Raw genomic sequence first — 23,567 nt, 5'->3', positions numbered from 1 at the left:
CGACGAGCAGCCATTACCAGAATGGGGTCAACTGACACCAATCCACACGGGAGTTCACCATCCGTGCGCTACCTTGGCGAAACAAAGCGGCCCCCGGCGGTGCTACCAACACCGGCCGGAGGCCTTCACCCACGAGGACTGAAGAGGAGTCCGCGGGATGCTTCGGCATGTTATCGCCCCTGAGCGTTTCTTCACTCAGGTATCGAACGAGATCATCCGCCACCCGCGCCTGTCGGCGGCGGCCGTACGCATGCTCATGTGGCAACTTTCGCTCCCGGCCGGCGTGGACGAGCCGCTGTGGGCGACGGCGAAGAACGCGGGGATCAAGAGGGGCGCGTTCACCGTCGCGAAGCGGGAGCTGAAGGCGGAGGGCTACTTCCACGAGTGGAAGCTCCAAGTCGCGGGCGGGGAGTGGCACACGAAGCAGATGGTCTCCAACGTCGTCCTGTCCCCCGAGGAAGCAGCGGCCTTACGGGACGGGTACCAGCAGGTCACACCGACTGCCCCGGAACCGGCCGTCGGTGAACCGACCGACCCGCCCGTCGGCCGTTACCCAACAAACACGGAGGGGAAGAAAGACAACCCTCCCTCCCAGCCCTCCCACGTCCCCGCTCCGCTCATCGAGCGCGGGGGACTGATCCTCGCCTCCGTCTCCCACCAGGAACGCCGCCTGCGCCTCAACGGCCGCGACATCCAGCACCTCGCCGCCCTGGCGGGCGAATGGCTCCTGCGCGGCGCAACAGCCAAGGACCTCCGCGAAGCCCTCACCGACGGCCTCCCGGCCCGCGTCCACTCCCCCGCCGCCCTGGCCCACAACCGCCTCACCCGCAAGATGCCCGAGATCCCGCCCTTCACGGCCCCCGTAACCGCCCCACAACCACTACGCACCTGCGCAGGCACCTGCGACCGCGTCTTCCGACCCCTCGCGGACGAAACCAAATGCCGCGACTGCCGCCAGGACGACGCACAGGCCGCACACGCGCGGAACCGGGGCCTGAGCCACGGACAAGGACCCCACCGGGCCCGCTGGGTCTAAAGCTCAGGCCCAAGCTCGCCGCGCGGAATGTCAGTGGTGTGGGTCACAGTAGGGGGAGACGTGGGCGCACGCGGCGGCCGCGGCATCAAGGGGACGTCCGATGGAATTCGCGATCCAGGCGGAAGGCCTGGCGAAGAGCTTCAAGGAGACCCACGCCCTGGCCGGCGTGGATCTCGCCGCCCGTACCGGCACCGTGCTCGGGCTGCTGGGTCCCAACGGCGCGGGCAAGACCACCGCGGTGCGCATCTTCGCGACGCTGCTCACGCCCGACAGCGGATGGGCGCGCGTCGGCGGCCACGATGTCGTACGGGAAGCGGGCCTGGTCAGGGCCATGATCGGGCTGACCGGGCAGTACGCCGCGGTCGATGAGAAGCTGACCGGCACCGAGAATCTGCTGATGATCGGCCGACTGCTCGGCATGGGCCGGACCGAGGCCCGGGCCCGGGCCGGAGAGCTGCTGGAGCGGTTTCACCTGGAGGACGCGGCGGGCCGCGCCGCCAAGACGTACTCCGGCGGCATGCGGCGGCGCCTGGACCTCGCGGCGAGCCTCGTGGGCAGGCCGCAGATCCTCTTCCTCGACGAGCCGACCACCGGCCTCGACCCGCACAGCAGGGGCGAGCTGTGGGACATGCTGCGCGGCCTGGTCGCGGAGGGCGTGACGGCGCTGCTGACCACCCAGTATCTGAACGAGGCCGATCAGCTCGCCGACGAGATCATCGTGATCGACAAGGGCCGGGTGATCGCCGAGGGCACGCCCGATGAGCTGAAGTCGCAGGTCGGCGGGCAGGTGCTACAGCTGCGGCCGGTGCACTCGGCGGATCTGGACAAGGCCCATGCGCTGGTCAGGGAAGCGGCCGGACGGGCGAGGATCGAGGGCGAGGAGATCACCGCCCCGGTCAATGACCTGGAGCTGCTGCCGTCCGTGGTGCGCCGCCTGGACCAGGCGGCGATCCCGGTCGGCGAGCTGACCTTGCGCCGCTCCTCCCTCGACGAGGTGTTCCTCGTCCTGACCGGCCACCGCGCCGAACCGCAGCAGCCGGACGAGGACGCCCCGGACGCGGGCGACGAGCAGGAAAAGGTGGGGACCCCGTCATGACCGCCGCGACCGCCACCGCACCCATGGGCAGGAAGGGCAACGTACGGCCGCTGGCCGCGCTCCGGCAGACCGGCACGATGGCCTGGCGCAGCCTGGTGTCCGTCAAGCACAATCCGCTGGAGCTCGTCGACTACAGCATCACGCCGATCATGTTCGTGTTCCTCTTCACGTACGTCTTCGGCGGGCAGATGGCCGGTACTCCGAAGGCGTACCTCCAGTACGCCCTCTCCGGGATCATCGTCCAGAACACGCTGTTCATGAGCATGTACACCGCGATGTCGCTGAACACGGACCTCACGAAGGGCGTCTTCGACCGGCTGCGCAGCCTTCCGATAGCCCGCTCGGCGCCACTGTTCGGCCGGATCGCGGCGGACCTCGCCAAGCAGCTCTGGGCGATGCTGCTGATGCTCGGGCTGGGCGCTGCGCTGGGCTTCCGGATCACCGGTGGGCTCGGCGGATTCCTGGGCGCCACGCTGATGTTGATGATCTTCGCCGCGGCGGTGGCGTGGACCGCGGTGCTGATCGGCATGCTGGCGGGCGACGTCGAGAAGGTGCAGGTCTTCGCGTTCGTGCTGATCTTCCCGCTCACCTTCACCAGCAGCGCGTTCGTCCGTGTCGACACCATGCCGGGCTGGCTGCAGGCGTGGGTGAACGTGAATCCGGTGACCCATCTGTCCGATGCCTTCCGCGGGCTGCTGCTCGGCGGCGAGGCGGCCCGGCCGGTGCTGTGGTCCCTGCTGTGGGCGGCGGGCATCGCGGCGGTCTTCATCCCCCTGGCCATGCGCTCGTACCGTTCACGCGCCTAGAGCCTGTTCCGACGCGGAGCGGGCCCGGCCGACGCACCGACCGAGACTGAGCCGCCCCATCGGCGGCCGGCGGCTCAGCCCGGTTGTCGCGCTCGTGGTGGGTCGGTGTTACCCGATGCAGCCGGGGACGGGAGAGGGGCTACCGGTGCAGTTGGTGGGGGTGTTGGCGGTCACCGAGGAGGTGTTGAGCGTTGCGGTGCCGGCGACGTAGTAGATACCACCGGGGTTGATGGCGGCGGCGTTGCCGCTGACCACGCTGCTGGTGAGGGTGAGTGTCGCGCGGTCGCTGGCGATACCGGCGGCCCGGTGGGCGGTGTTGTTCTCGACGTTGCTGCTGGTGAACGTTGCCGCCGCCGCACCGCCGGTGCTGTGGATGCCACCGCCGGTGCCATCGGCGGCATTGTTGGACAGCTCGCTGCCGGTGAGGGTGACCGCACCGAAGTTGAGGATGCCGCCGCCGTTCGTGGCCGCGTGACCGCCGCTGAGGGTGACCTCCTTGAGAGTGAGGCCGCCGGTGGTGCTGACCTGGGCGATGCGGAAGTTGGTCGCCCCGGCGCGGGTGATGGTGTTGGCGTTGCCCTCGAAGGTGATGGGCGTGGTGATGATCGGCAGCCCGGTGGGGCCGTTGACGCCGTCGTTGCCGTGGGCGGCGGTGAGAGTGTAGGTACAGCCCGGGGTGAGGGTCACGGTTCCGCCGCCGGCGGCGTTGGCCTCGTTCACGGCGGTGATCAGCGATGTCTCGTCGCACGCGACGTCCATGATCCGGGCCTGGGCGGTCGCGGGCAGAAGGGCGGTCGTGCCGGTGGCCAGAACAGCGGCCCCGGCAAGGGCGAGAAGGGCACGGCGAAATCTCATGGGACCCCCTGGAAATAGCTCGGCTGCCTCGCTGATGCGGGCACTGCGTCGATGCGCAGCGAGCCCAGACGTACCCCCTCGGCTTCCAGGGGATGCGCGGAGAAGCTTTTCCCTTCATACCGAAATGCGTAGTAGTGAACATCCGTTGGAAGGATCGCCAGGCCCTCACTCTCGAATTTCCCACCGATCGCTCGACGTGAGTGCGGGCGCCCCTTCGGCGGCGGCGCCGGCTTCGGGCACAGCAGCACGTCCCCCGTGCGGGTGAGCCTTCAGCCATGCCGTCATGACAGTGAAGTGCCTTGGGAACCATGGGAGTTACCTAACCCAAGGAGCGTTCATGGGCGTGCCCATTGTTGGCGGCATGATCGACAGCGTGATCGGCATCGTAGCTGGCGCAGGGGCCGGCATCGTGCCTCAGGCTCTGGCCCTCGTGCGTGGTCTGGGCGTGCCGGTGTGAGTGACTCGGGCATGCCGTGACGGCTCGACGTCATTGAGCGGGGTCCTACTCCGGATCAGGAGTAGGACCTCGGCGTTTGAGCGGGCACGGCGGGCTGTCACGCCGTTCAGGCACGCGGGAGCTGCGCGAGCATCTGGGCGCCCAGCTTGTCCGTCCGGTTCGGGGAGCCGCCGAGCCGGTGGAGCAGCAGCCATCTGCCGTCGGGCAGCACACCGGTGAAGACCGAGGCGCCCTTGGTGGCGCCGTTGTGCCAGACGAGCCGGCCGGTGGTCTGCCAGGAGGGCGCGGGCGGGCCGAGCTCGCGGTCGACGACCAGTTTGGTGACCACCTCGGCGGCGGCCCGGGGGGTGGCCCACATGCCCCCGGCAGGCATGATCGCCGTGTCCATGGTCCATGGCCGCCGCTGCCGCCCGAGGAGCCCGGTGGCGTGCAGCCGCCTGCCCGCGGGCGGATCGACCGTGACGTCCTGGATGTTCAGAGGGCCGAGGACGTACTCGTGGATCAGCTCGTCACAGGGCTTCCGCGCGGCGGCCGACAGCGCCGCGCCGAGTACCGCGTATCCGAGGTTGGAGTATTCCTCCGCCTGCCCGACGGGCGTGGTGGTGAGCTGGTCGAGGCGCCGCAGATGTGCGTGGAGGTCGGCGTCGTCGAAGGACAGATAGGGGTCCTTGCGGGGCAGCCCGGTGGGTTGCGCGGGAAGACCCGAGGTGTGGTCCGCCAGGTGCCGCAGGGTGATGCCCGTACCCGGCGGGACGTCGAGCCAGCGCTCCAACGGGTCGTCCGCGTCGAGCACTCCGGCGTGGGACATGCGCATCAGCGCGGTGCCGGTGAGGACTTTGGTGAGGGAGCCGATCTGGACGAAGCGGTCCGGATCGTGACCGTGGACGGCACGTGGGGGGCCGGCGCTGCTGAGGACACACATCGGCGTGCGGAACAAGGTCGGACGTCCTTTCGGGAACGGTGTGCCGTCGCACCTCTACCGGGACGGCTCGGCGGCGACGACCTCGCCCGTCGGCACCGTCGATGTCGTCGAAGCCGTCGAGAGCTGGGCGGCGGGCTCGGGATCATTCTCCGTGCCCACGGGGGCGGTTGCCCCGCCGGGAAGCTTTTCCGGCCGCCCTCGCTCCCGTCGGCCATGGGACTGGAGTCGACGGAGCACCGGCGCGGTTCGGGCCATGGCGGCGCCGAGCGCGCCGCTCAGGAAGATGAGGTCGCAGGCCACCATGGTCAGGGCGAAGCCCGTCAGTCCCATGAGCACACCGATGGAGACGTGGAAGCCGATCGACGCCACGGCGGCCCAGGGCCGCAGCTGTGGCACGAGGACGCCCAGCGGGAAGTACACCAGGAAGATCGTGGTGGAGTACGTCCCCAGGAACACCAACATGTCGTTCTCGTAGACCAGGTTGGACACTCCGGGAAGGCTGAACTCAGAGACCCGGAGGACATAGAACAGGGCGGTTCCGTCCTGCCACATCTTCCCTTGCACCTTGTACAGTCCGCTGACCACGTACACCAGGCAGATCTGCAGGGCGATGGCGACGACGCCCAGATTGTGCAGGGGCGCCGACAGCGACCGCAGCACCGACGGAACGCGCGGGGCGATCTTCTTGGCGAGACCGCCGGACATGGCGAACCGGTCGTAGCAGCGGGTCAGCAGAAGCATGGGGATCACCAGATAGGCCAGGTTGTCCCCGCCGTCCAGGAGAACGGGCTGGCGCTGGTAGATCGACCACAGGAAGACCCAGTGGACGGCCAGCCCGAGCCGGCCTCCGAGGCCGAGGGTGACCGCCAGGGCGGCCAGCATTCCCGTGTGGAAGACGAGCTCGAACCACACGCCGGAGCTGCTGACCGTATAGAGGCTGAACGTTCCGGCCTCCTGCACCTTGCTCGTGAACTCGCCCCAGGGGAAGACCCCTTCGGGGCCGAACAGATACCGCCGGTCACCGTACTGGCTCGCGTAGTACATGAAGCCCACGAACCCCAGGAGGAGCCGGGTACCGCTCATACCGAGCACACTGATGTGGCGGGCGGCCGCACCGTCCACGGCATCGACGAGTTTCCTCACGGCAGCGTTCACAGCAGCGATCCCGCCTTCAGCCACTTCAGGTCCTGAACGGTGACCTTGTCCTCGGCCTTCGGGTCCTTCCGCTTGGACCAGGGCGGCAGCTCCTGGATGTACACCCGGACCTGGACCTGGTCCGGTTTTCCGCCGCAGACGCCGGACATCTGCGTCAGGGAATACCTGGACAGGAAGCGGATGGCTTCCTCCTGCGAGGTCTTCTCGAAGGGCATGAGCGGAATTTCCTTCTTCTTCTTTTCCTTCTCGGCCTCGCGCAGTCGGTTCAACACCGGGTCCCCGCCGTTGATCTGCTGGACGTTGCCGGTGACCAGCCGCGACATACGGGACGGGAAGAAGCGGCTGTTCTGGGCCTGCTCGACATATTTGGTCGTCACGTCGTAGTACTCGGTGGTGGAGCCGTCCGCGCACTTGGCCCGGGCCAGGATGCCGCGGTTGTCGGCCAGCGGATCCGGGGCGAAAAGCATCCAATTCTGAGTGAAATAGGGGTCGAGATAGCCGCTGACCGTCTCGAAGTGCCGCAGCTTCACCGGATTGAGCGGCATCTGGGAGAAGGAGGCCGCGAGGAAATGGAGGCCCAGAAGGGCGGCGCCGACGAGCAGCGCCACCCTCCTGGCTACAAGGTGATCCCTCACTTGTCGAAAACCGTCTCGACGGAGGCCGCGTCGGGGACGTTGGCCGAACGGACGGTGCCGACGTTGCCCGCCGCCTCCAGGGCCGCGTTGGCGACCGACGGGCAAGCCGCCTTGGCGTGGACGTAAGCCTTGCCGGCCGCCTTGCCGACAGCCTTACCGGCCTTGCCGGCGAGCTTGCCCAGGCCGCCGATCGCCTCCGGCCCCTTGCCCGAGTCCTGGGCGGACACGGTCTCGACGGGCGCCACGGGGGTGGCCGCGGCCTGCGCCGAGCCCTGGCTGGTCAGGACGAGGGCGGTGCCGCCGAGAGCCACGCCCACGGCTGCGATGATCTTCTTCATTGTTTTCTCCTTGGTTACTGCGCCGCATCCGGGATGAAGGCGCGGAATTCATGGCAAGAGAACTTCACTGCCGCCGGAACGAAAAGCGGCAGCACGAGACCGCAAAAGGGCGGCCGAGCCTGTTCGATGACAGCTGGGAACCGGCCGGGAAGGAAATGGGGGCGATACGGAATTACTCCGTTGCCGCACGCACAATAATCGCCCCCGTTTTACCGCGGCCCCCTTGCGGGGCCTCCTTGCGGATTACGTAGGGACAGTTTCATGCGAACGTCCGTGCGTCCACGGTTGAGCAAAGGAAAGGTAACGTCCGCCGCAGACCTGAAATCACCCATGCGGTCTCCGCCTACCGTCCGGTAGACGGTGACCGGGTAGCGGTATCCGGGGCTCCCCTTCCCTGTCGACCTGGGAACGTCACGGAGGGCGACCGGCCGATGCGGCGACGGAGTGACGGATACGCGCCGCCGGCTCCCCCCACGTTCCGGCCAACTCCGGCTTGATCAAGGTGACTTGATATCGCCCACTCCACTTGAACACGTGGACGACAGGCTGAACTCACCTATGCGGTAGGCGACTTGACCTGATCGGGCAAACCGCGGGTCATGAACCGTTGGGGCGGCAGCGACGTACGTAGTAGGCGTAGGTCAGCACCAGGACCAGCGGGCCCCACAGCATCCCCGGGGTGATGCACACCTTCGCCAGCATCCCCCACCAGTCGTTGGCGTACCCGGCGGGCTCCAGGCCGAACGCACCGAACCAGGACAGCAGAGTCGGCGCCCAGAAGACCGTCGCGCACAGGCCGCCGATGGTGGCGATGGTGATCACGACGCGGGGCGCGAGGTGCTTGCCGCCGATGACCGGGAGCCACGAGGGGGCGACCTCGCCCCAGCCCCGCACCAGCCCGAAGCAGAGCAGCGCCAGCCCTTCCGTGAGCACGCTGAGGCCGAAGACGTAGGGAATGGACACCCACGGCGACGACGGCATCTCCCCTTCGACGTTCAGCCCCATTTCGAAGTGGAAGGCGAAAGGCAGCCGCCACAGGCACTGGGGCAGCAGGAGGAGCGGGATCGCGTGGGCGGTGAGGTTCGCCCATCTCGGGACGGGCCGCTCGGTGCGGAGGGCGGTCCCCGCCGGCTTGGGTTCGCTGATCGTGGTGGTGGTCACGGGAACCAGCCTCTTCGATCCCCACCGGCCGGGCGTCTGCTCCGCGGGCGATCCGCCTCCCCCTTACGGCGGAGGCCCCGATCACCCTGCGGGAGCAGAGGTTCGCCGAAAGACCCGGCCCCGGGCCTCGCGTTGGGGCCCCGCCTGCCGCTCACGCCAGCGCGGCCGCGATGACCTCGTCGACCAGGGCCGCCTCCACGATCGGGCAGACCGGTGCCCGCCCCTCCCCCGCCGCCGCGACGAAGTCGGCGATCAGCGGGAGGTGCGGATTGGGCACCGCACCGGCATCCAGCGGGTCGAGCACGTACGACCGCCCGGCGCCCTCGGCCTCGAAACGGTCCCGCACCGGCCCCTCCGCCCAGGCGAAGCGGCACTCGGCCGTCGCCCCCGAAGCCCACACGAGCGTCAGCCGGGCCCGTCGCTCGCATCCCGCCGGGAACCGGCGGTCCACCCGGCTCCCGACGTGCGACGGGCGCCCCAACGCCCGCAGCAGCAGGTCCAGCCGGTGGCTGCCCGCGTCCGCGAGGACCCCGCCCCCCGCGACGGCCGGATCGGTGCGCCAGCGCATGGGGTGATCCGGCCCCGGGTCGAAAGGGGCGCGGAAGTCGACCCGTAGCCGCGAGGCGCCGTCCCGCAGGACCGATGCCAGCCACCGGGCCGCCGGTCCCAGCCGTCGGTAGTACGCCACCCCCGCGCACCGCCGCGCCGCGCGCGCCCGCGTCTCCAGCGCCGCGCCACCGCCCAGCGCACCGGCGAGGGGCTTTTCGACCAGGACGTGGCAGCCCGCGTCGAGCGCCCGCGCCGCCAGCGGTACGTGCGCGACGACGGGCGTCGCCACGTACACGGCGTCGACGCCCGCGAAGAGCCGGCCGGTGTCGTCACCGCCTCGCACGGCGCCGTGGGCGGCGGCCGTACGGGCCGCCCGCCCGGCGTCGCGCCCCCATACGTACGCCACCTCCTCGCCCGAGGAGCCGAGCGCGGGCAGGACGCGGCGCGTCACCACGTCCCCGTACCCGGCGACGGCCCACCTCACGGGCGGATCGCGACCTTGAGGACCTTCGACGGCGGCCCGGCGTACGGCGCGGGCTCGCCGTCCGGGTACAAGGCGCGGCTCGCGGAGAGGAGTTCGACGGCCCGGGGCAGTTCGGTCAGCGGCAGCACGTGGGTGAGGAGCTCGTCCAGGCGCAGCTCGTCGGCGCGCTCGGCGGCCAGCCGTTCGGCGACGGCCATCGCACCGGCCCGCGCGGTGTCCGTGGGCTCGGCGGAGCTGTGCACCCGCAGGCCCTTGCGCTCCCACGTCACCAGGTCCACGGTGACCTTCGTGTCGACGTGGTGCGTGCCGAGCATGACGACCAGCCCGTTCTGCCGGACCAGTCCGACGCAGGCGTTCAGCGTCGTGGGCGTGCCGACGGCGTCGATGGCGACGTCGAACTCCTCACCGACCCCGGCCAGTTCCCCCGTCGTGCCGTCCACCCGGCGGCACACGTCCGCGCCCAGCCGCCGGGACCTCTCCAGCCGCCATTCGTCGAGGTCGACGGCCGTCACCGCGGCCGCCCCGCGCGCGGCCGCCATGCGGAGGGCCATGAGGCCTACCGGCCCCTGGCCGATGACGGCGACCCGGTCGCCGAGGGTGACGCCCCGGGTGGCGTGGACGGCCAGCGGCAGCAGTTGCAGGATGGCGCCCTGCTCGAAGGGGATCGTGTCGGGCAGGGCGCCGACGCTCACCTCGCGGGCGACGGCGTAGTCGGCGTATCCCGTGGTCAGGGGCGTGCGGACGAAGACGCGCTGCCCGGGGCGCACCCGGGTGACGCCGGGACCGACGCGCTCCACGACCCCGGCGATCTCGTGTCCGAAGCAGCCTTGGGCGCAGTGGTCGCGCAGCCCGTAGTAGTGGTAGTAGGCGAGATCGCTGCGGTTGCAGACGGTGCAGGCGCGCACCTGGACGAGCACTTCCAGCGGCCCGGGGACGGGTACGGGGACGTCGTCGGCGAGCCGGATCTCCCGGCGTCCGACCAGGTCATAGCGGCGCATGCTCCTTCTCCTCCGCACGGGGATCCGAGGTGGTCACGGCGGTGACCCGGCCGGCGAGCAGGCACGCGCCCCCGGCCACGGTCGCGGCGACCGCGAAGACGAGGGCGAAGGCGCCCGCGTCGTGTCCGGCCCGGGTGTGCGCGGCGTTGAACGCGGCCCCGCAGGCACCGACGAGCAGGACGCTGCACAGGTTGTCGGCCAGTTGCAGGGCCGCCGAGTTGGCGCCCTGCCGGTCGGGCGCGGAGCGGTCCAGGGTGAGGACGCCCACGCCGGGCAGCAGCAGCCCCATCCCGAACCCGGCGACGACCAGGCCCACGGCGGCGGTCACGGCGGGCAGGGCACGCAGCACCCCGGCGATGGTGAGGGCGGCCGCGCAGAAGTGGACGAGAGCGCCGACGAGGACGACGCGCTCGCGCGTCAGGGGCAGACGGGGGCGGCCCTGGAGCCAGGCGGCACCGGCCCAGCTGAGGGCGGCCCCGGTCAGGGACGTCCCGGCGGCGGTGGGCGAGAGGTCGCGCTCGTTGACGAGCATGAGCGGGATGAACGACTCGACGGTGAAGTACGCGGCGGCCGCCACTCCGCGCAGCAGCACCAGGGACGGGAGCCCGCGCCGGGCGCGCAGGGTGCCGGGCGGCAGGAGGGTCCGTACGCTGACGGCCAGGAGTGTGAGGCCGAGCGCGGCGAGGGGCAGGGCCTGCCATCCCTTGGCCGAACCGGCGTAGCCGATCAGCCCCGCGCCGACGGCGACCGTCACGGCGGCCCGGACCTGCCCGGCCTGAGCGGACTGCCCGGCCTGGCCTGTCGTGTCGTCGTTCGTTGTTCCGGGTGGCCCCACCTTCCGCAGGGGCCGCACCAGCACCGCCATGGCCACCACGGAGAGCACGGCGATCGCGTGGAACACCCAGCGCCACGAGAGCCGTTCGGTGACGGCGCCCGCGACGGGCGGGCCGAGCATGGACGGCAGGATCCAGCAGGCGGTGATCAGCGAGAACATCCTCGGCCGCAGCGGCGCCGGGTAGGCCCGGCCGACCACCACGTACAGCGCGACGGTCACGGCACCGCCGCCGAGGCCCTGGACGCAGCGGCCCAGCAGGAACGGCGGCATCGCACCGGCGGTTCCGGCGAGCAGCGTGCCGATGGCGAAGCAGCACAGCCCGGCGAAGAGGGCGGGGCCCGGGCCGCGCCGGTCGGCGTGGCCGCCGCCGACGACCGTGCCGATGATGGACGCGGCGAGGAAGCCGCCGAACGCGAGGGCGTAGAGGGAGAGCCCGCCCAGTTCCTGCACGGCGACGGGCATGGCGGTGCTGAGGGCGAGCCCGGCGAAGGCCACGAGCACGAAGGTGCCGGCGACGGCGGTCGTACGGGCCCGGTGCGGCCGGGAGAAGAGGCCGTCCACGCACCCCACCCCCGTTGGATCAGACCAATCGGAGACTCGCACAGCCCTTCGGGGGCCGTCAACCGCCTTTGACCGACCGGGGGATGACCTCAAGCGATCTCCAACTGAGGCTCCAGAACGGCCTATTCGAACAGCTCAGGCACGCAGTCCGGCCTTGACACCCCCATTGGTACAGTCCAACATCCCGATTGTCCCGTCCCGTTCTCGCGGGCACCGGCACCATCGGAGGTACCCACCCATGCTGTCCCACGGTCGCGGCGAGCCACTGACCCGGCTGACGCACGCGGTGCTCCAGCCCGGCTTCGAGGGCACCGAGGCCCCGGACTGGGTCCGCCGCCGGATCGCCGAGGAGGGCTTGGCCGCCGTCGTGCTGTTCGGCCGCAACATCGTCGACCCCGAGCAGGTCGCCCGGCTGACCTCGGCGCTGCGCGCGGAGAACCCGGACCTGATCATCGCGATCGACGAGGAGGCGGGGGACGTCACCCGCATGGAGGCGTGGACGGGCGCCTCGCGGCCCGGCAATCTGGCCCTCGGCGCGGTGGACGACCCGGCGCTGACCGAGTCCGTCGCCCACGACATCGGCCGCGAGCTGCACGCGGCCGGCGTCTCCCTCAACTACGCGCCGAGCGCCGACGTCAACTCCAACCCCCGCAACCCCGTCATCGGCGTGCGGTCCTTCGGGCCCGCCACCGATCTGGTCGCCCGGCACACCGCCGCCTGGGTCCGGGGCCTGCAGTCCGCCGGGGTCGCCGCCTGCGCCAAGCACTTCCCCGGCCACGGCGACACCGCCGTCGACTCCCACCACGACCTGCCCCGCGTCACGGCCTCCGCCGAGGAGATCGCCGCGACCGCCCTGCCGCCCTTCACCGCCGCGATGGAGGCGGGCGTCCGGGTCGTGATGACCGGCCACCTGCTCGTCCCCGCCCTCGACCCCGAGCTCCCGGCGACCCTCAGCCCCCGCATCCTGGACGACCTGCTCCGGGGCACGCTCGGCTTCGACGGCCTGGTGGTCACCGACGGCATCGAGATGAGCGCGGTGACCGGCCGCTACGGCATCGACGGCGCGACCGTGCGGGCCGTGGCGGGTGGCGCCGACGCCGTGTGCGTCGGCGGCGAGAGCGCGGACGAGACGACCACCGAACTCCTGACGACCGCACTGGCCAAGGCCGTGCACGACGGCACCCTCCCGGAGGAGCGACTGGCCGAGGCGGCGGCCCGGGTCGCGGAGTTCGCCGCCTGGTCCGGCCGCCACGCCCGGTCCCGCACGGCGGCCGACGGGGTGCGCTCCGACATCGGCCTGGTGGCGGCCCGGCGCGCGCTGCGCGTCGCCGGCCGCGTGGACGGCACTCTTCCGCTGCCGGCCGACCCGCACGTGGTGGAGCTCGTCCCCACCTCGACCCTGGCCATAGACCGGCAGACCCCGTGGGGCGTGGCGGGCCCCCTGCGCGAACTGCGCCCCGGCGCCACGTCCGTCCGGCTGGCACAGCCCGACCTCGCCGCCGACCCGGACCTCCTGGACCGCACCGCCCTGACCCCCGCCATCGGCCGCCCGCTCGTCGTCGTGGTCCGCGACGCCGCCCGGCACACGTGGATGTCGGACGCGCTGAACCGTCTGCTGACCGGCCGCCCGGATGCCGTCGTGATCGAAATGGGCGTCCCCGGCAGTACGTCCCCCGGCGCCGTCCACCTCGCCACCCACGGCGCGACCCGCGTCTCGGGCCAGGCGGCAGCGGAACTCCTCGCCGGAGTAGCCGATTCGACGTCCCCGGCGAATTGACCCGGTCCGGCCGCCGGGAGGAACGCACCAAGGAATTCCCGCAGCGGAAAGCAAGGGGGGAATCACGGGAAAGGCCGAATGGAATGCGAATCCGGCTGCCGTGAATCCGGTGCGGAGTGCAGGCGATGAAATGGCTGACGCCGTGCGGACGCGAATCCCGGATCCCGTCGGGCGCGACTTCGAAAGGGTCACACCACTCCGGGAAACTCCCATAGCGGAGGCCCGCACCCAGAGGGGTGCGGGCCCCAGCCGCAAAGTACGCGTCAGCGTCAGGCGGGAACGATGTTCTCGGCCGTCGGGCCCTTCGGGCTCGGCACGATGTCGAAGGTGACCTTTTGGCCTTCGAGCAGCTCACGGAAGTCTTGAGCTGCGATGTTCGAGAAGTGGGCGAACACGTCGGCACCGCCGCCGTCCTGCTCGATGAAGCCGAAACCCTTGGCCGCGTTGAACCACTTCACGGTGCCTGACGCCATGCCGTATCTCCTATGGTGCAGTACGCCGGCACCCGCGATGTACGGATACCGGGTCGCCGCGATGAGGCCCGCCCCAAAAAATGACCGGCAGTACGAAAGCGCTTTCCAGTGGCTGAAAGTGCCGAGGAAGGCGCTTGAAGTTCGGGAACACAACTACAACTGAGCTCGACAGTAGCATGCCGGCAACAGCCCACGTAGGGTACGTAATTCCACTCTGTTAGTTGCGGTAAAAACACTCCGCGCGCGACGTGCTGAACCCTCACCTCGCGGCCATAGATATTGGTCTACCCGAAGTGCAAACTCTCAGGAAGTGCGGTCGCTCTTCGGGCGCGCACGACCTCAGACCGCGGGTGGTGGATTCACCGACTCGGCGGCACGCCGGTATTCCGCATTGAGGCGCTGGGCTTCCTCGAGCTGATCCTCGAGGATGACGATGCGGCAGGCGGCCTCGATCGGGGTGCCCTGGTCGACGAGTTCGCGGGCGCGGGCGGCGATGCGCAGCTGGTAGCGGGAGTAGCGGCGGTGACCCCCCTTGGAACGGAGCGGGGTGATCAGGCGGGCTTCGCCGATGGCGCGGAGGAAGCCCTGGGTGGTGCCGAGTAGCTCGGCGGCCCGGCCCATGGTGTAGGCGGGGTAGTCGTCGTCATCGAGACGGCCGAACGAGTCGTCTGCTGTCATCTGCACCTCTCCGTGGAACGCATGGAGGGGCCCTGGTGCCATATGGCACCAGGGCCCCGAAGGAACTGCTACACCATCTGCCGACCCTAGTACTGCGTCGGCCTTCCGTTTCCGCAGACCCGACCGAGATGCTGCCGGGGGTGCGGGGATCGCGGTTGCTTGACCGGAGACCACCTCACTGTCGATGTCCTGCGGTACCCGGACTCAGCGATCCGCCCGGGCGATCCTGATGGCGCGGGGCTCCTCCGTTCTTCCCTCTGTATGAGCTACTACTTGCCGAACTGCCCGATGCGCGCGTCCGCAGCCGACGCCTTCACCGGGGTGCTGCTCACTGACTGCACTGCTGGGTACTGCGAACTGCACTTACTGAACCGCTACCGCGGTCCTGTCCACGGCGGCCCCTGATCACTGCGGGCCACCCGGTCCGGTCGTCAGTCCCGTCGCCGTCCTGCAACAACCCTGGCTTCGAAACTCCACCACCGCACCGTCCTGCGAACTACGGTGCTGCTGCCCGGCAGTTCATCTCTGCCGGGCCTTGCTCGATCTCGGCTACAAGAGAAACCATAACCACACCGGCACCCAATGTCTACTCTGACCGACATAGATTTTTGTGTGCCGATCGGAGAGATAGTCGCCTTCGATCACAGACGGGGCACGTGGCGACCGCTCCAGCCCGGGGCCCCGCTTCGAGCAGCGCCGTGACGCCGGCCTCGGGGCCGCGTACGAACGCGTGCGGGCCCGACGTCACCGCCTGCCGCATCGCTCTCGGGCCTGAAATTGCCATACCGATATGCGGACAGGGGGTGACGCCCAGTAGCACCCTCCCCTAGATTTCCTGCGCATCACGCAGTGATCACACAGGGGGGAGTCACCACCATGACGGAACCACCGACCGAACCACCCGCCGAGCCTCTCGCCGGGTCGGCAGCGCAGCTGCCCCAGCAGTCGACGACGTCACCGTCCACGGTGTCGTCGGAGGGCGGCCCCAAGGGTGGGCGTACGGCATCCGCCGTCACCGTGCCCATGGTCGTCGCGGGGGTGTGTCTGGCCATCCCCTTCGGCGCGATGCTGTGGGTCGACTCCTACTCCCGGCTCACCCCCACGTTCATCGGCATGCCGTTCTTCTACTGGTACCAGATGCTGTGGGTGGTCCTCTCGACCGCGCTCACCGTTGTCGCGTATGTGATCGTCAGGCGCCAGGAGCGCGCCCGCAAGGGTGGTGAGCGGCGGTGAAGGACGGCGTGAACGGCGTGGCGCTCGCCGTCTTCATCTTCTTCTTCCTGGTCGTCACCGTCATGGGCTTCGTCGCCTCCAGGTGGCGGCGCGCGGAGAACGCGAACAATCTCGACGAGTGGGGGCTGGGCGGGCGCTCGTTCGGCACCTGGGTCACCTGGTTCCTGCTGGGCGGCGACCTCTATACCGCGTACACCTTCGTGGCCGTCCCGGCGGCTATCTACGCGGGCGGCGCGGCGGGGTTCTTCGCGGTGCCGTACACGATCCTCTGTTATCCGCTGGTGTTCACCTTCCTGCCCCGGCTGTGGTCGGTCTCGCACAAGCACGGCTATGTCACCTCGTCGGACTTCGTCCGCGGCCGGTTCGGGTCCAAGGGGCTGTCGCTGGCCCTCGCGCTGACCGGCATCCTCGCGACGATGCCGTACATCGCGCTCCAGCTCGTCGGCATCCAGGCCGTCCTGGACGTGATGGGCGTCGGCGGCGGGTCGAACTGGTTCATGAAGGACCTGCCGCTGCTGATCGCCTTCGGCGTGCTCGCCGCCTATACCTATTCCTCCGGGCTGCGGGCGCCGGCGCTGATCGCCTTCGTCAAGGACGCGCTGATCTACATCGTGATCATCGTGGCGATCGTCTACATCCCGATCAAGCTCGGCGGCTTCGACGACATCTTCGCCAAGGCGGGCGAGGCGTTCGCGGTCGAGAACCCGGCGACCGGCAAGCCGCGCGGTTCCCTGGTGACCGGGCCGGAGGCGCAGTGGGCGTACGCGACGCTCGCCCTCGGGTCGGCGATGGCGCTCTTCCTCTATCCCCACTCGGTGACGGCGGTCCTCTCCAGCCGCAGCCGCAACGTCATCCGCCGGAACACCACGATCCTGCCGCTGTACTCGCTGATGCTCGGGCTGCTGGCGATCCTCGGCTTCATGGCGCTCGCCGCCGGGGTCAAGGTCAAGAACGGCCAGCTGGCCATCCCGCAACTCTTCGAGAACATGTTCCCGGACTGGTTCACGGGCGTCGCCTTCGCCGCGATCGGGATCGGCGCGCTCGTCCCGGCGGCCATCATGTCGATTGCCGCCGCGAATCTGTTCACCCGCAACATCTACAAGGACTTCATCAGGCCGGACGCCACGCCCGAGCACGAGGCGAAGGTCTCCAAGCTCTCCTCGCTGCTGGTGAAGGTCGGCGCGCTGGCCTTCGTGCTCACCATGGACAAGACCGTCGCGATCAACTTCCAGCTGCTCGGCGGCATCTGGATCCTGCAGACCGTCCCGGCCCTGGTGGGCGGGCTCTTCACCCGCTGGTGCCACCGCTGGGCGCTGCTCGGCGGCTGGGCGGCCGGAATGATCTACGGCACCTGGCGGGCGTACGACACGCCGAGCGCGACGCAGGACCACTTCGGCAACACGAACCTCATCCCGCTCATCGGTGAGAAGGGTTACATCGGCCTCACGGCCTTCGTCCTCAACGTCATCGTGGTGATCGTCCTCACCTTCGTGCTCAGGAAGCTCGGCGCCCCGGACGGCGTGGACCAGACGAAGGCGTCGGACTACACCGCCGACGCGGGTGACCCGGGCGTGGTGGAGAAGCTCCCGGCGGCCACCGCGGGAGCACCCGGCGGCCACTGACCCCCACACCCCCGACCGCGCCTCTGAGGCCGCCGCTCCCCGACGAACAGGGGGGCGGCGGCCTTCGCCTTGCGGGTGCCGCCCCGACGCTCGCAGAGGCCCTTCGGGGGGCTTCGGGGGAGGCCTCCGAGGGCCGTGACGGGGGCTCAGGCGATAAGCGATTCGAGGTCCAACACCCGGGCGCTCTAGCACATTCCGCACCCAGCTCATTACCGCGCGACACAACATGTGGGGGCGCGTACGAGTGGCAGCACTAGATGTATGCTCGTCCTCGCTGTCGCCGCAGGGGAATCCGGTGGAAATCCGGAACTGTCCCGCAACGGTGTATGTGTGCGGTTTTACGTACCCAGAGTCCGAGGACCTGCCGACAGCGCGCCCGCCTCCGAGCCTCCGCTCGGAACAGGGCGTCGAATTCGTCCGGGTCTCGCGGGTTGGGCCGGTGGACGCTGCGTGGCATGCCCTGGTGCAGGGGTGTCCCCGTACGCGCCCGTCGCGCCCGCCCGCCCGGCCCACACCACTGCCGAGCGAGGGAGAGCCCCACGTGACCATCGCGCCCGCCGATCCGGTCTCAGCGACAGCGGAAGCGACCGGCGGCCCCGGGACCGCGCTGCTGCGCACCCTGACCGACCTCACCGCCGATCTGCCCGCCACCGACCCCGGCAAGGTCGCCGCCGCCGCACTGCGCGGCCGGCACCCGGGCTCGGACGAGGCCGAGTTGCGGTCCCTGGCCACCGAGGCCGCCGCCGGGCTCATCGCCGAGGAGCCGGAGTACTCCCGGCTCGCCGCGCGACTGCTCACGCGTGCGATCGCCGACGAGGCGGCCGGACAGGGCGCGCTCTCCTTCTCCGCCTCCGTCGCGGTCGGCCACCGCGAGGGCCTGATCGCCGACGAGACGGCCGCGTTCGTCGTGACGCACGCCGAGCGCCTGGACGCCCTCGTGGACGCCGCGCTCGCCGACGGCGCCGACGACCGCTTCGGCTACTTCGGTCTGCGCACCCTGCACAGCCGCTACCTGCTGCGCCACCCCATCACCCGCCAGGTCGTCGAGACCCCGCAGCACTTCCTGCTGCGCGTGGCCTGCGGCCTCGCCGAGGACCACTCGACGCGGGCCCTGGACGACGTGGCCGAGCTGTACCGGCTGACCAGCACGCTCTCCTACCTGCCGTCCTCCCCCACGCTCTTCAACTCCGGCACCCGGCACCCGCAGATGTCCTCCTGCTACCTGCTGGACTCGCCGCTGGACGAGCTGGACTCGATCTACGACCGCTACCACCAGGTGGCGCGGCTGTCGAAGCACGCCGGCGGCATCGGCCTGTCGTACTCGCGCATCCGCTCGCGCGGCTCGCTGATCCGCGGCACCAACGGCCACTCCAACGGCATCGTGCCGTTCCTGCGCACGCTGGACGCCTCCGTCGCCGCCGTCAACCAGGGCGGCCGGCGCAAGGGCGCGGCCTGTGTCTACCTGGAGACCTGGCACGCGGACATCGAGGAGTTCCTGGAGCTCCGCGACAACACCGGTGAGGAGGCCCGCCGCACGCACAACCTCAACACCGCGCACTGGATCCCGGACGAGTTCATGCGCCGCGTCGAGGCGGACTCCGACTGGTCGCTGTTCTCCCCCGCCGACACCCCCGAGCTGGTCGACCTGTGGGGCGACGAGTTCGACGCGGCGTACCGCAAGGCCGAGGCCGACGGCAAGGCGATCAAGACGATCCCCGCGCGCGTGCTGTACTCCCGGATGATGCGCACCCTCGCGCAGACCGGCAACGGCTGGATGACCTTCAAGGACGCGTCCAACCGCACCGCGAACCAGACCGCCGAGCCCGGCAAGGTCGTCCACTCCTCGAACCTCTGCACCGAGATCCTCGAGGTCACCGACGACGGCGAGACGGCCGTCTGCAACCTCGGTTCGGTCAACCTGGCGCAGCACCTGGGCGCCGACGGCGAGATGGACTGGGAGAAGCTGGACCGCACGGTCCGCACTGCCGTGACCTTCCTCGACCGCGTCGTGGACATCAACTTCTACCCGACCGAGCAGGCCGGGAACTCCAACAGCCGCTGGCGTCCGGTGGGCCTGGGCCTCATGGGTCTCCAGGACGTCTTCTTCCGGCTGCGGCTGCCCTTCGACTCCGCCGAGGCGAAGGAGCTGTCCACCCGGATCTCCGAGCGCATCATGCTCGCGGCGTACGAGGCGTCCGCCGACCTCGCCGAGCGGCACGGCCCGCACCCGGCCTGGTCCGCGACCCGCACCGCGCGCGGCGTGCTGCACCCCGACCACTACCCGAACGCCGAGCAGCGCTGGGCCGACCGCTGGGACGCGCTGCGCGCCCGGATCGCGAAGACGGGCATGCGCAACTCGCTGCTGCTCGCCATCGCGCCGACGGCCACCATCGCCTCCATCGCGGGTGTGTACGAGTGCATCGAGCCGCAGGTCTCCAACCTCTTCAAGCGCGAGACGCTCAGCGGTGAGTTCCTCCAGGTCAACACCTACCTGGTGGAGGACCTGAAGCAGCTCGGCGTGTGGGACCGCACCACGCGTGACGCGATGACGGACGCCAACGGCTCGATCCAGGACATGAACTGGATCCCCAAGGAGGTGCGCGACCTCTACCGCACCGCCTGGGAGATCCCGCAGCGCGCCCTGATCGACATGGCCGCGGCCCGTACGCCGTACCTGGACCAGAGCCAGTCGCTGAACCTCTTCATGGCCTCGCCCACCATCGGCAAGCTCAGCTCGATGTACGCGTACGCCTGGAAGCAGGGCATCAAGACGACGTACTACCTGCGCTCGCGTCCGGCGACCCGGATCGCCCGCTCGGCCGGCGCCGCCGCCACCATCCCCGTACAGCAGGTCGCGACCCCGGACGCCGACGCCGTCGCCTGCTCCCTTGAGAACCCCGAGTCCTGCGAGGCATGCCAGTAATGTCGTCCGAACAGAAGAACCTGCTCGACCCCGGGTTCGAGCTGACGCTGCGCCCGATGCGGTACCCGGACTTCTACGACCGCTACCGCGACGCGATCAAGAACACCTGGACCGTCGAGGAGGTCGACCTCCACTCGGACGTCGCCGACCTCGCCAAGCTGTCCCCGGGTGAGCAGCACATGATCGGCCGCCTCGTCGCGTTCTTCGCGACCGGCGACTCGATCGTGGCGAACAACCTCGTCCTCACGCTGTACAAGCACATCAACTCCCCCGAGGCGCGGCTGTACCTGTCGCGGCAGCTCTTCGAGGAGGCCGTGCACGTCCAGTTCTATCTGACGCTGCTGGACACCTACCTCCCCGACCCGGAGGACCGTGCCGCCGCCTTCGACGCGGTCGAGAACATCCCCTCGATCCGTGAGAAGGCCCAGTTCTGCTTCAAGTGGATCAATGAGGTCGAGAAGCTGGAGCGGCTGGAGACGAAGGCCGACCGCCGTCGCTTCCTGCTGAACCTGATCTGCTTCGCGGCGTGCATCGAGGGCCTGTTCTTCTACGGCGCCTTCGCCTACGTGTACTGGTTCCGCTCGCGCGGTCTGCTGCACGGCCTGGCGACCGGCACCAACTGGGTCTTCCGTGACGAGACCATGCACATGAACTTCGCGTTCGAGGTCGTGGACACCGTCCGCCAGGAGGAGCCCGACCTCTTCGACGACGAGCTCCAGCAGCAGGTCACCGACATGCTGCGGGAAGCCGTCGAGGCGGAGCTGCAGTTCGGCCGCGACCTGTGCGGCGAGGGCCTGCCGGGCATGAACACCGAGTCCATGCGCGAGTACCTCCAGTGCGTCGCCGACCAGCGCCTCCAGCGCCTGGGCTTCGCACCGGTCTACGGCTCGGAGAACCCTTTCTCCTTCATGGAGCTGCAGAACGTCCAGGAGCTGACCAACTTCTTCGAGCGCCGCGCGTCCGCGTACCAGGTGGCGGTCGAGGGCTCGGTCGCCTTCGACGACGAGTTCTGATCAAACCAAGCCCGTCCGGCGATTGAGGACGCGCCCGCAGGGCGCTCGCCGCCGCAGGCGGCAAAGAGACGACGAAGGGCCCCGCTCCTATCGAGCGGGGCCCTTCGTCGTACGTAGCCGTACGTACGGATCAGTCGTTCGGGACGATCTCGTAGCGCGGGGTGCCCTCGGCCATCTGCTGGAGGGCGTCCTTGCGCTCGCGCTTGGAGAGGCGGTCGATGTAGAGCCGGCCGTAGAGGTGGTCGGTCTCGTGCTGGAGGCAGCGGGCGAAGTAGCCGGTGCCCTCGATCGCGATCGGGTTGCCCTTCGCGTCCTGGCCGCGCACGACCGCGTAGTCGGGGCGGGCCAGCGCGGCGTAGGCGGTGGGGACCGACAGGCAGCCCTCGTTGGAGTCATCGAGGACGCGGCGGTCGGCCGGCAGCTCGTCCAGGACCGGGTTGCAGATGACACCGGTGTGCCGGACGCCCTCGTCGTCGGGGCAGTCGTAGACGAAGACCTTGAGGTCCACGCCGATCTGGTTCGCGGCGAGGCCCACGCCCTCGGCGGTCCGCTGGCTGGCGAACATGTCGTCGATCAGCTGGGCGAGCTTGTCGTCGAACTCCGTGACGTCCTTGCACTCCCGGTGCAGAACGGGGTTGCCGACGACGGTGATCGGACGGGAGGTGCCGCGCTCGCGGTACGCGAGCTCGCGCGCCTCGCAGTCCTCGGTGTCCACGATGAACTCGCCGTTCACCGGCTGCTCGCTCTCTTGCTGCGCCATGTCCGCCGTATGCCTCTCTCAGAACCCGGAAAACTCATATCCCACAGGATCCCTACAGAGTACGGGGGACGCGGCGGCCCCAGAGGCCCACTGGGGGCCTCCGGCTCAGCAGACGGCTCAGCAGACCTCTTCGAGATCCCGCCATTCACGGGAGTCGGGGCTGTCGGCGACCCAGCCGTCCAGCAGGCCCCGCACCAGCCCGGCGGGCGCGGCGATCCCGGCCTCGCGCTCGGGCACCCACAGGGAGCCGGAGCCCGCCGTGCGGTGGCCCAGCGGGCCCGGGTGGCCCGGCTCGCTGTGGTCGTGCGGGTCCAGGTGCTCCCCGTCGCCCTCGTCACTGGGCATCCGGCTCTCCGAACACGTACGGCACAGCAGCCGCACCGAGGAGGACCAGTCCTCCGCGGCGAAGCCCGCGTCGGCCGCGAGCCGCTCCAGGGCGTCCCGGTCGGCCTCGGTCGCGGCCTCCAGGAGCACCACCCAGGTCGGGACGGGTGAGGGGGCCCACAGCTCGATCTCGTCGAAGACCGGGTACGCGGGGCCCGCCGCGGTGACGCGCTCGCCGTGCGGGACGCCGTCGTGCAGCACGACCTCGCCCCAGCGGCGGCCGGACGACGGCAGCGGGATCGACAGGACCTCCATCCGGGCCGGGTCCAGCCGGCGGCCCCAGACGACCTCGGCCTCGCCCTCGGGGGACAGCCGCACGGCCGCGCTGCCGAGCTCCATGCCGACCGGCTCACCGGCCGGGCTGCCCTCGCCGGGCACCCGCAGCCCGTACGCCTGCCAGGCGCGCCGGGCCAGCGGCCAGTCCTGGAGTGCCGTCGCGGCGATGCCCACGTTCCACCAGTCGGGAGCGCCCGTCTCGCGGTCGAGCAGCGCCACGGCGCGCAGCCCGGCGGCCCGGGCCTGCTCCCAGTCGTGCCGGAACTTATGGAGCAGCGCGAGATTGAACCAGGACTCGGACAGCCACGGCTCCATGTCGGCGGCCCGCGTCAGCAGCGCGCCCGCGTCCTCGTACCGGCCGTCGCCGATGAGTGTGAACGCGCGGTCGGTGGCCTGCCGCCACGAGGCGGAAGGCCGGTGCCGTACCTTGCCGAAGATCCTCACGATTCCCGCCTGCCGGTTTCTGCGTGCAACCACGCCGGATCGCCCTGGTGGCGGCCGCCGTCCTCCCTGACGACAACCTGCCACACCTCATGTGCT

21 protein-coding genes and 1 riboswitch are annotated in these 23,567 nt (G+C 70.1%); of the genes, 8 read left to right on the top strand and 13 right to left on the bottom strand.

Annotated features, from left to right (window positions below):
* The first annotated feature begins 157 nt into the window (after positions 1-157).
* The 3 genes from AB8O64_RS24175 (at position 158) to AB8O64_RS24165 (ending at position 2,938) form a co-directional block, all read left to right on the top strand.
* Entirely contained in the window at positions 158-1,036 is an 879-nt protein-coding gene (locus AB8O64_RS24175) for a hypothetical protein (RefSeq protein ID WP_370421338.1), read from the top strand.
* Between the two features lie 100 nt (positions 1,037-1,136).
* Positions 1,137-2,132: an ATP-binding cassette domain-containing protein gene (locus AB8O64_RS24170; protein WP_370421336.1), complete on the top strand. Its 996-nt coding sequence runs from the start codon at positions 1,137-1,139 to the stop codon at positions 2,130-2,132.
* Complete coding sequence (locus AB8O64_RS24165; RefSeq protein WP_370421335.1) at positions 2,129-2,938, top strand: ABC transporter permease; 810 nt, start codon at positions 2,129-2,131, stop codon at positions 2,936-2,938. Before AB8O64_RS24170 ends, AB8O64_RS24165 begins: the two co-directional genes overlap by 4 nt.
* 108 nt (positions 2,939-3,046) lie before the next feature.
* Here AB8O64_RS24165 and AB8O64_RS24160 read toward each other — a convergent pair whose 3' ends face one another.
* The 9 genes from AB8O64_RS24160 to AB8O64_RS24120 all read right to left on the bottom strand — a co-directional run bounded on the left by AB8O64_RS24160 (position 3,047) and on the right by AB8O64_RS24120 (position 11,888).
* On the bottom strand, positions 3,047-3,793 hold the full coding sequence (locus AB8O64_RS24160) for a hypothetical protein (protein ID WP_370421334.1): 747 nt from the start codon (positions 3,791-3,793) through the stop codon (positions 3,047-3,049).
* A 563-nt stretch (positions 3,794-4,356) separates the two neighbouring features.
* Positions 4,357-5,187, bottom strand: a complete 831-nt coding sequence (locus tag AB8O64_RS24155) for a serine hydrolase domain-containing protein (RefSeq protein ID WP_370421332.1) — start codon at positions 5,185-5,187, stop codon at positions 4,357-4,359.
* Between the two features lie 39 nt (positions 5,188-5,226).
* Positions 5,227-6,327, bottom strand: a complete 1,101-nt coding sequence (locus AB8O64_RS24150) for an HTTM domain-containing protein (RefSeq protein ID WP_370421331.1) — start codon at positions 6,325-6,327, stop codon at positions 5,227-5,229.
* The gene (locus tag AB8O64_RS24145; protein ID WP_356454826.1) at positions 6,324-6,935 is read right to left on the bottom strand and encodes a DUF5819 family protein; all 612 of its coding nucleotides are present in this window, start codon (positions 6,933-6,935) and stop codon (positions 6,324-6,326) included. Before AB8O64_RS24145 ends, AB8O64_RS24150 begins: the two co-directional genes overlap by 4 nt.
* Before the next feature lie 23 nt (positions 6,936-6,958).
* Entirely contained in the window at positions 6,959-7,300 is a 342-nt protein-coding gene (locus AB8O64_RS24140) for a hypothetical protein (RefSeq protein ID WP_356454828.1), read from the bottom strand.
* Positions 7,301-7,897: 597 nt separating this feature from the next.
* Positions 7,898-8,461, bottom strand: coding sequence for a hypothetical protein (locus AB8O64_RS24135; protein WP_370421329.1), 564 nt, complete (start codon positions 8,459-8,461; stop codon positions 7,898-7,900).
* 151 nt (positions 8,462-8,612) lie between these two features.
* Entirely contained in the window at positions 8,613-9,494 is an 882-nt protein-coding gene (locus AB8O64_RS24130; protein WP_370421328.1) for a Gfo/Idh/MocA family protein, read from the bottom strand.
* Positions 9,491-10,492 carry a zinc-binding dehydrogenase gene (locus AB8O64_RS24125; RefSeq protein WP_370421327.1) on the bottom strand — a complete coding sequence of 334 codons (1,002 nt, stop codon included), beginning with the start codon at positions 10,490-10,492 and terminating at the stop codon, positions 9,491-9,493. The genes AB8O64_RS24130 and AB8O64_RS24125 overlap by 4 nt, the downstream gene beginning before the upstream one ends.
* Positions 10,479-11,888, bottom strand: a complete 1,410-nt coding sequence (locus AB8O64_RS24120) for an MFS transporter (protein ID WP_370421325.1) — start codon at positions 11,886-11,888, stop codon at positions 10,479-10,481. Before AB8O64_RS24120 ends, AB8O64_RS24125 begins: the two co-directional genes overlap by 14 nt.
* Before the next feature lie 238 nt (positions 11,889-12,126).
* Here AB8O64_RS24120 and AB8O64_RS24115 point away from each other — a divergent pair, with 238 nt between their 5' ends.
* Positions 12,127-13,665, top strand: a complete 1,539-nt coding sequence (locus tag AB8O64_RS24115; protein ID WP_370421324.1) for a glycoside hydrolase family 3 protein — start codon at positions 12,127-12,129, stop codon at positions 13,663-13,665.
* Positions 13,666-13,934: 269 nt separating this feature from the next.
* Here the strand turns inward: AB8O64_RS24115 and AB8O64_RS24110 are convergent, their stop codons facing one another.
* Both AB8O64_RS24110 and AB8O64_RS24105 read right to left on the bottom strand, forming a co-directional pair.
* Positions 13,935-14,138 (bottom strand): cold-shock protein, encoded by a 204-nt coding sequence (locus AB8O64_RS24110; RefSeq protein WP_370421323.1) that lies wholly within the window; start codon positions 14,136-14,138, stop codon positions 13,935-13,937.
* Positions 14,139-14,477: 339 nt separating this feature from the next.
* Positions 14,478-14,816 carry a MerR family transcriptional regulator gene (locus AB8O64_RS24105; RefSeq protein WP_130879818.1) on the bottom strand — a complete coding sequence of 113 codons (339 nt, stop codon included), beginning with the start codon at positions 14,814-14,816 and terminating at the stop codon, positions 14,478-14,480.
* Positions 14,817-15,839: 1,023 nt separating this feature from the next.
* On the opposite strand from AB8O64_RS24105, the gene AB8O64_RS24100 reads away from it, so the two are divergent.
* The 4 genes from AB8O64_RS24100 (at position 15,840) to AB8O64_RS24085 (ending at position 21,607) form a co-directional block, all read left to right on the top strand.
* On the top strand, positions 15,840-16,049 hold the full coding sequence (locus AB8O64_RS24100; protein WP_130880302.1) for a DUF3311 domain-containing protein: 210 nt from the start codon (positions 15,840-15,842) through the stop codon (positions 16,047-16,049).
* On the top strand, positions 16,046-17,671 hold the full coding sequence (gene mctP, locus AB8O64_RS24095) for a monocarboxylate uptake permease MctP (protein ID WP_365210068.1): 1,626 nt from the start codon (positions 16,046-16,048) through the stop codon (positions 17,669-17,671). Before AB8O64_RS24100 ends, mctP begins: the two co-directional genes overlap by 4 nt.
* Positions 17,672-17,915: 244 nt before the next feature.
* Positions 17,916-18,055: riboswitch (cobalamin riboswitch) on the top strand.
* Positions 18,056-18,212: 157 nt separating this feature from the next.
* Positions 18,213-20,594 carry a ribonucleoside-diphosphate reductase subunit alpha gene (locus tag AB8O64_RS24090; RefSeq protein WP_370421319.1) on the top strand — a complete coding sequence of 794 codons (2,382 nt, stop codon included), beginning with the start codon at positions 18,213-18,215 and terminating at the stop codon, positions 20,592-20,594.
* Positions 20,585-21,607 (top strand): ribonucleotide-diphosphate reductase subunit beta, encoded by a 1,023-nt coding sequence (locus tag AB8O64_RS24085; protein WP_370421318.1) that lies wholly within the window; start codon positions 20,585-20,587, stop codon positions 21,605-21,607. The genes AB8O64_RS24090 and AB8O64_RS24085 overlap by 10 nt, the downstream gene beginning before the upstream one ends.
* Before the next feature lie 130 nt (positions 21,608-21,737).
* Here AB8O64_RS24085 and def read toward each other — a convergent pair whose 3' ends face one another.
* Together def and AB8O64_RS24075 are read right to left on the bottom strand one after the other, a co-directional pair.
* Positions 21,738-22,367, bottom strand: coding sequence for a peptide deformylase (gene def / locus AB8O64_RS24080; protein ID WP_356454845.1), 630 nt, complete (start codon positions 22,365-22,367; stop codon positions 21,738-21,740).
* 117 nt (positions 22,368-22,484) lie between these two features.
* The gene (locus tag AB8O64_RS24075; protein ID WP_356454847.1) at positions 22,485-23,471 is read right to left on the bottom strand and encodes a hypothetical protein; all 987 of its coding nucleotides are present in this window, start codon (positions 23,469-23,471) and stop codon (positions 22,485-22,487) included.
* Between the last annotated feature and the right edge of the window lie 96 nt (positions 23,472-23,567).

Origin of the sequence: Streptomyces sp. QH1-20 (genome assembly GCF_041283565.1) — a bacterium.
Classification (GTDB): Bacteria; Actinomycetota; Actinomycetes; order Streptomycetales; family Streptomycetaceae; genus Streptomyces; species Streptomyces syringius.
This window is presented reverse-complemented; position numbering and strand designations above follow the sequence as displayed.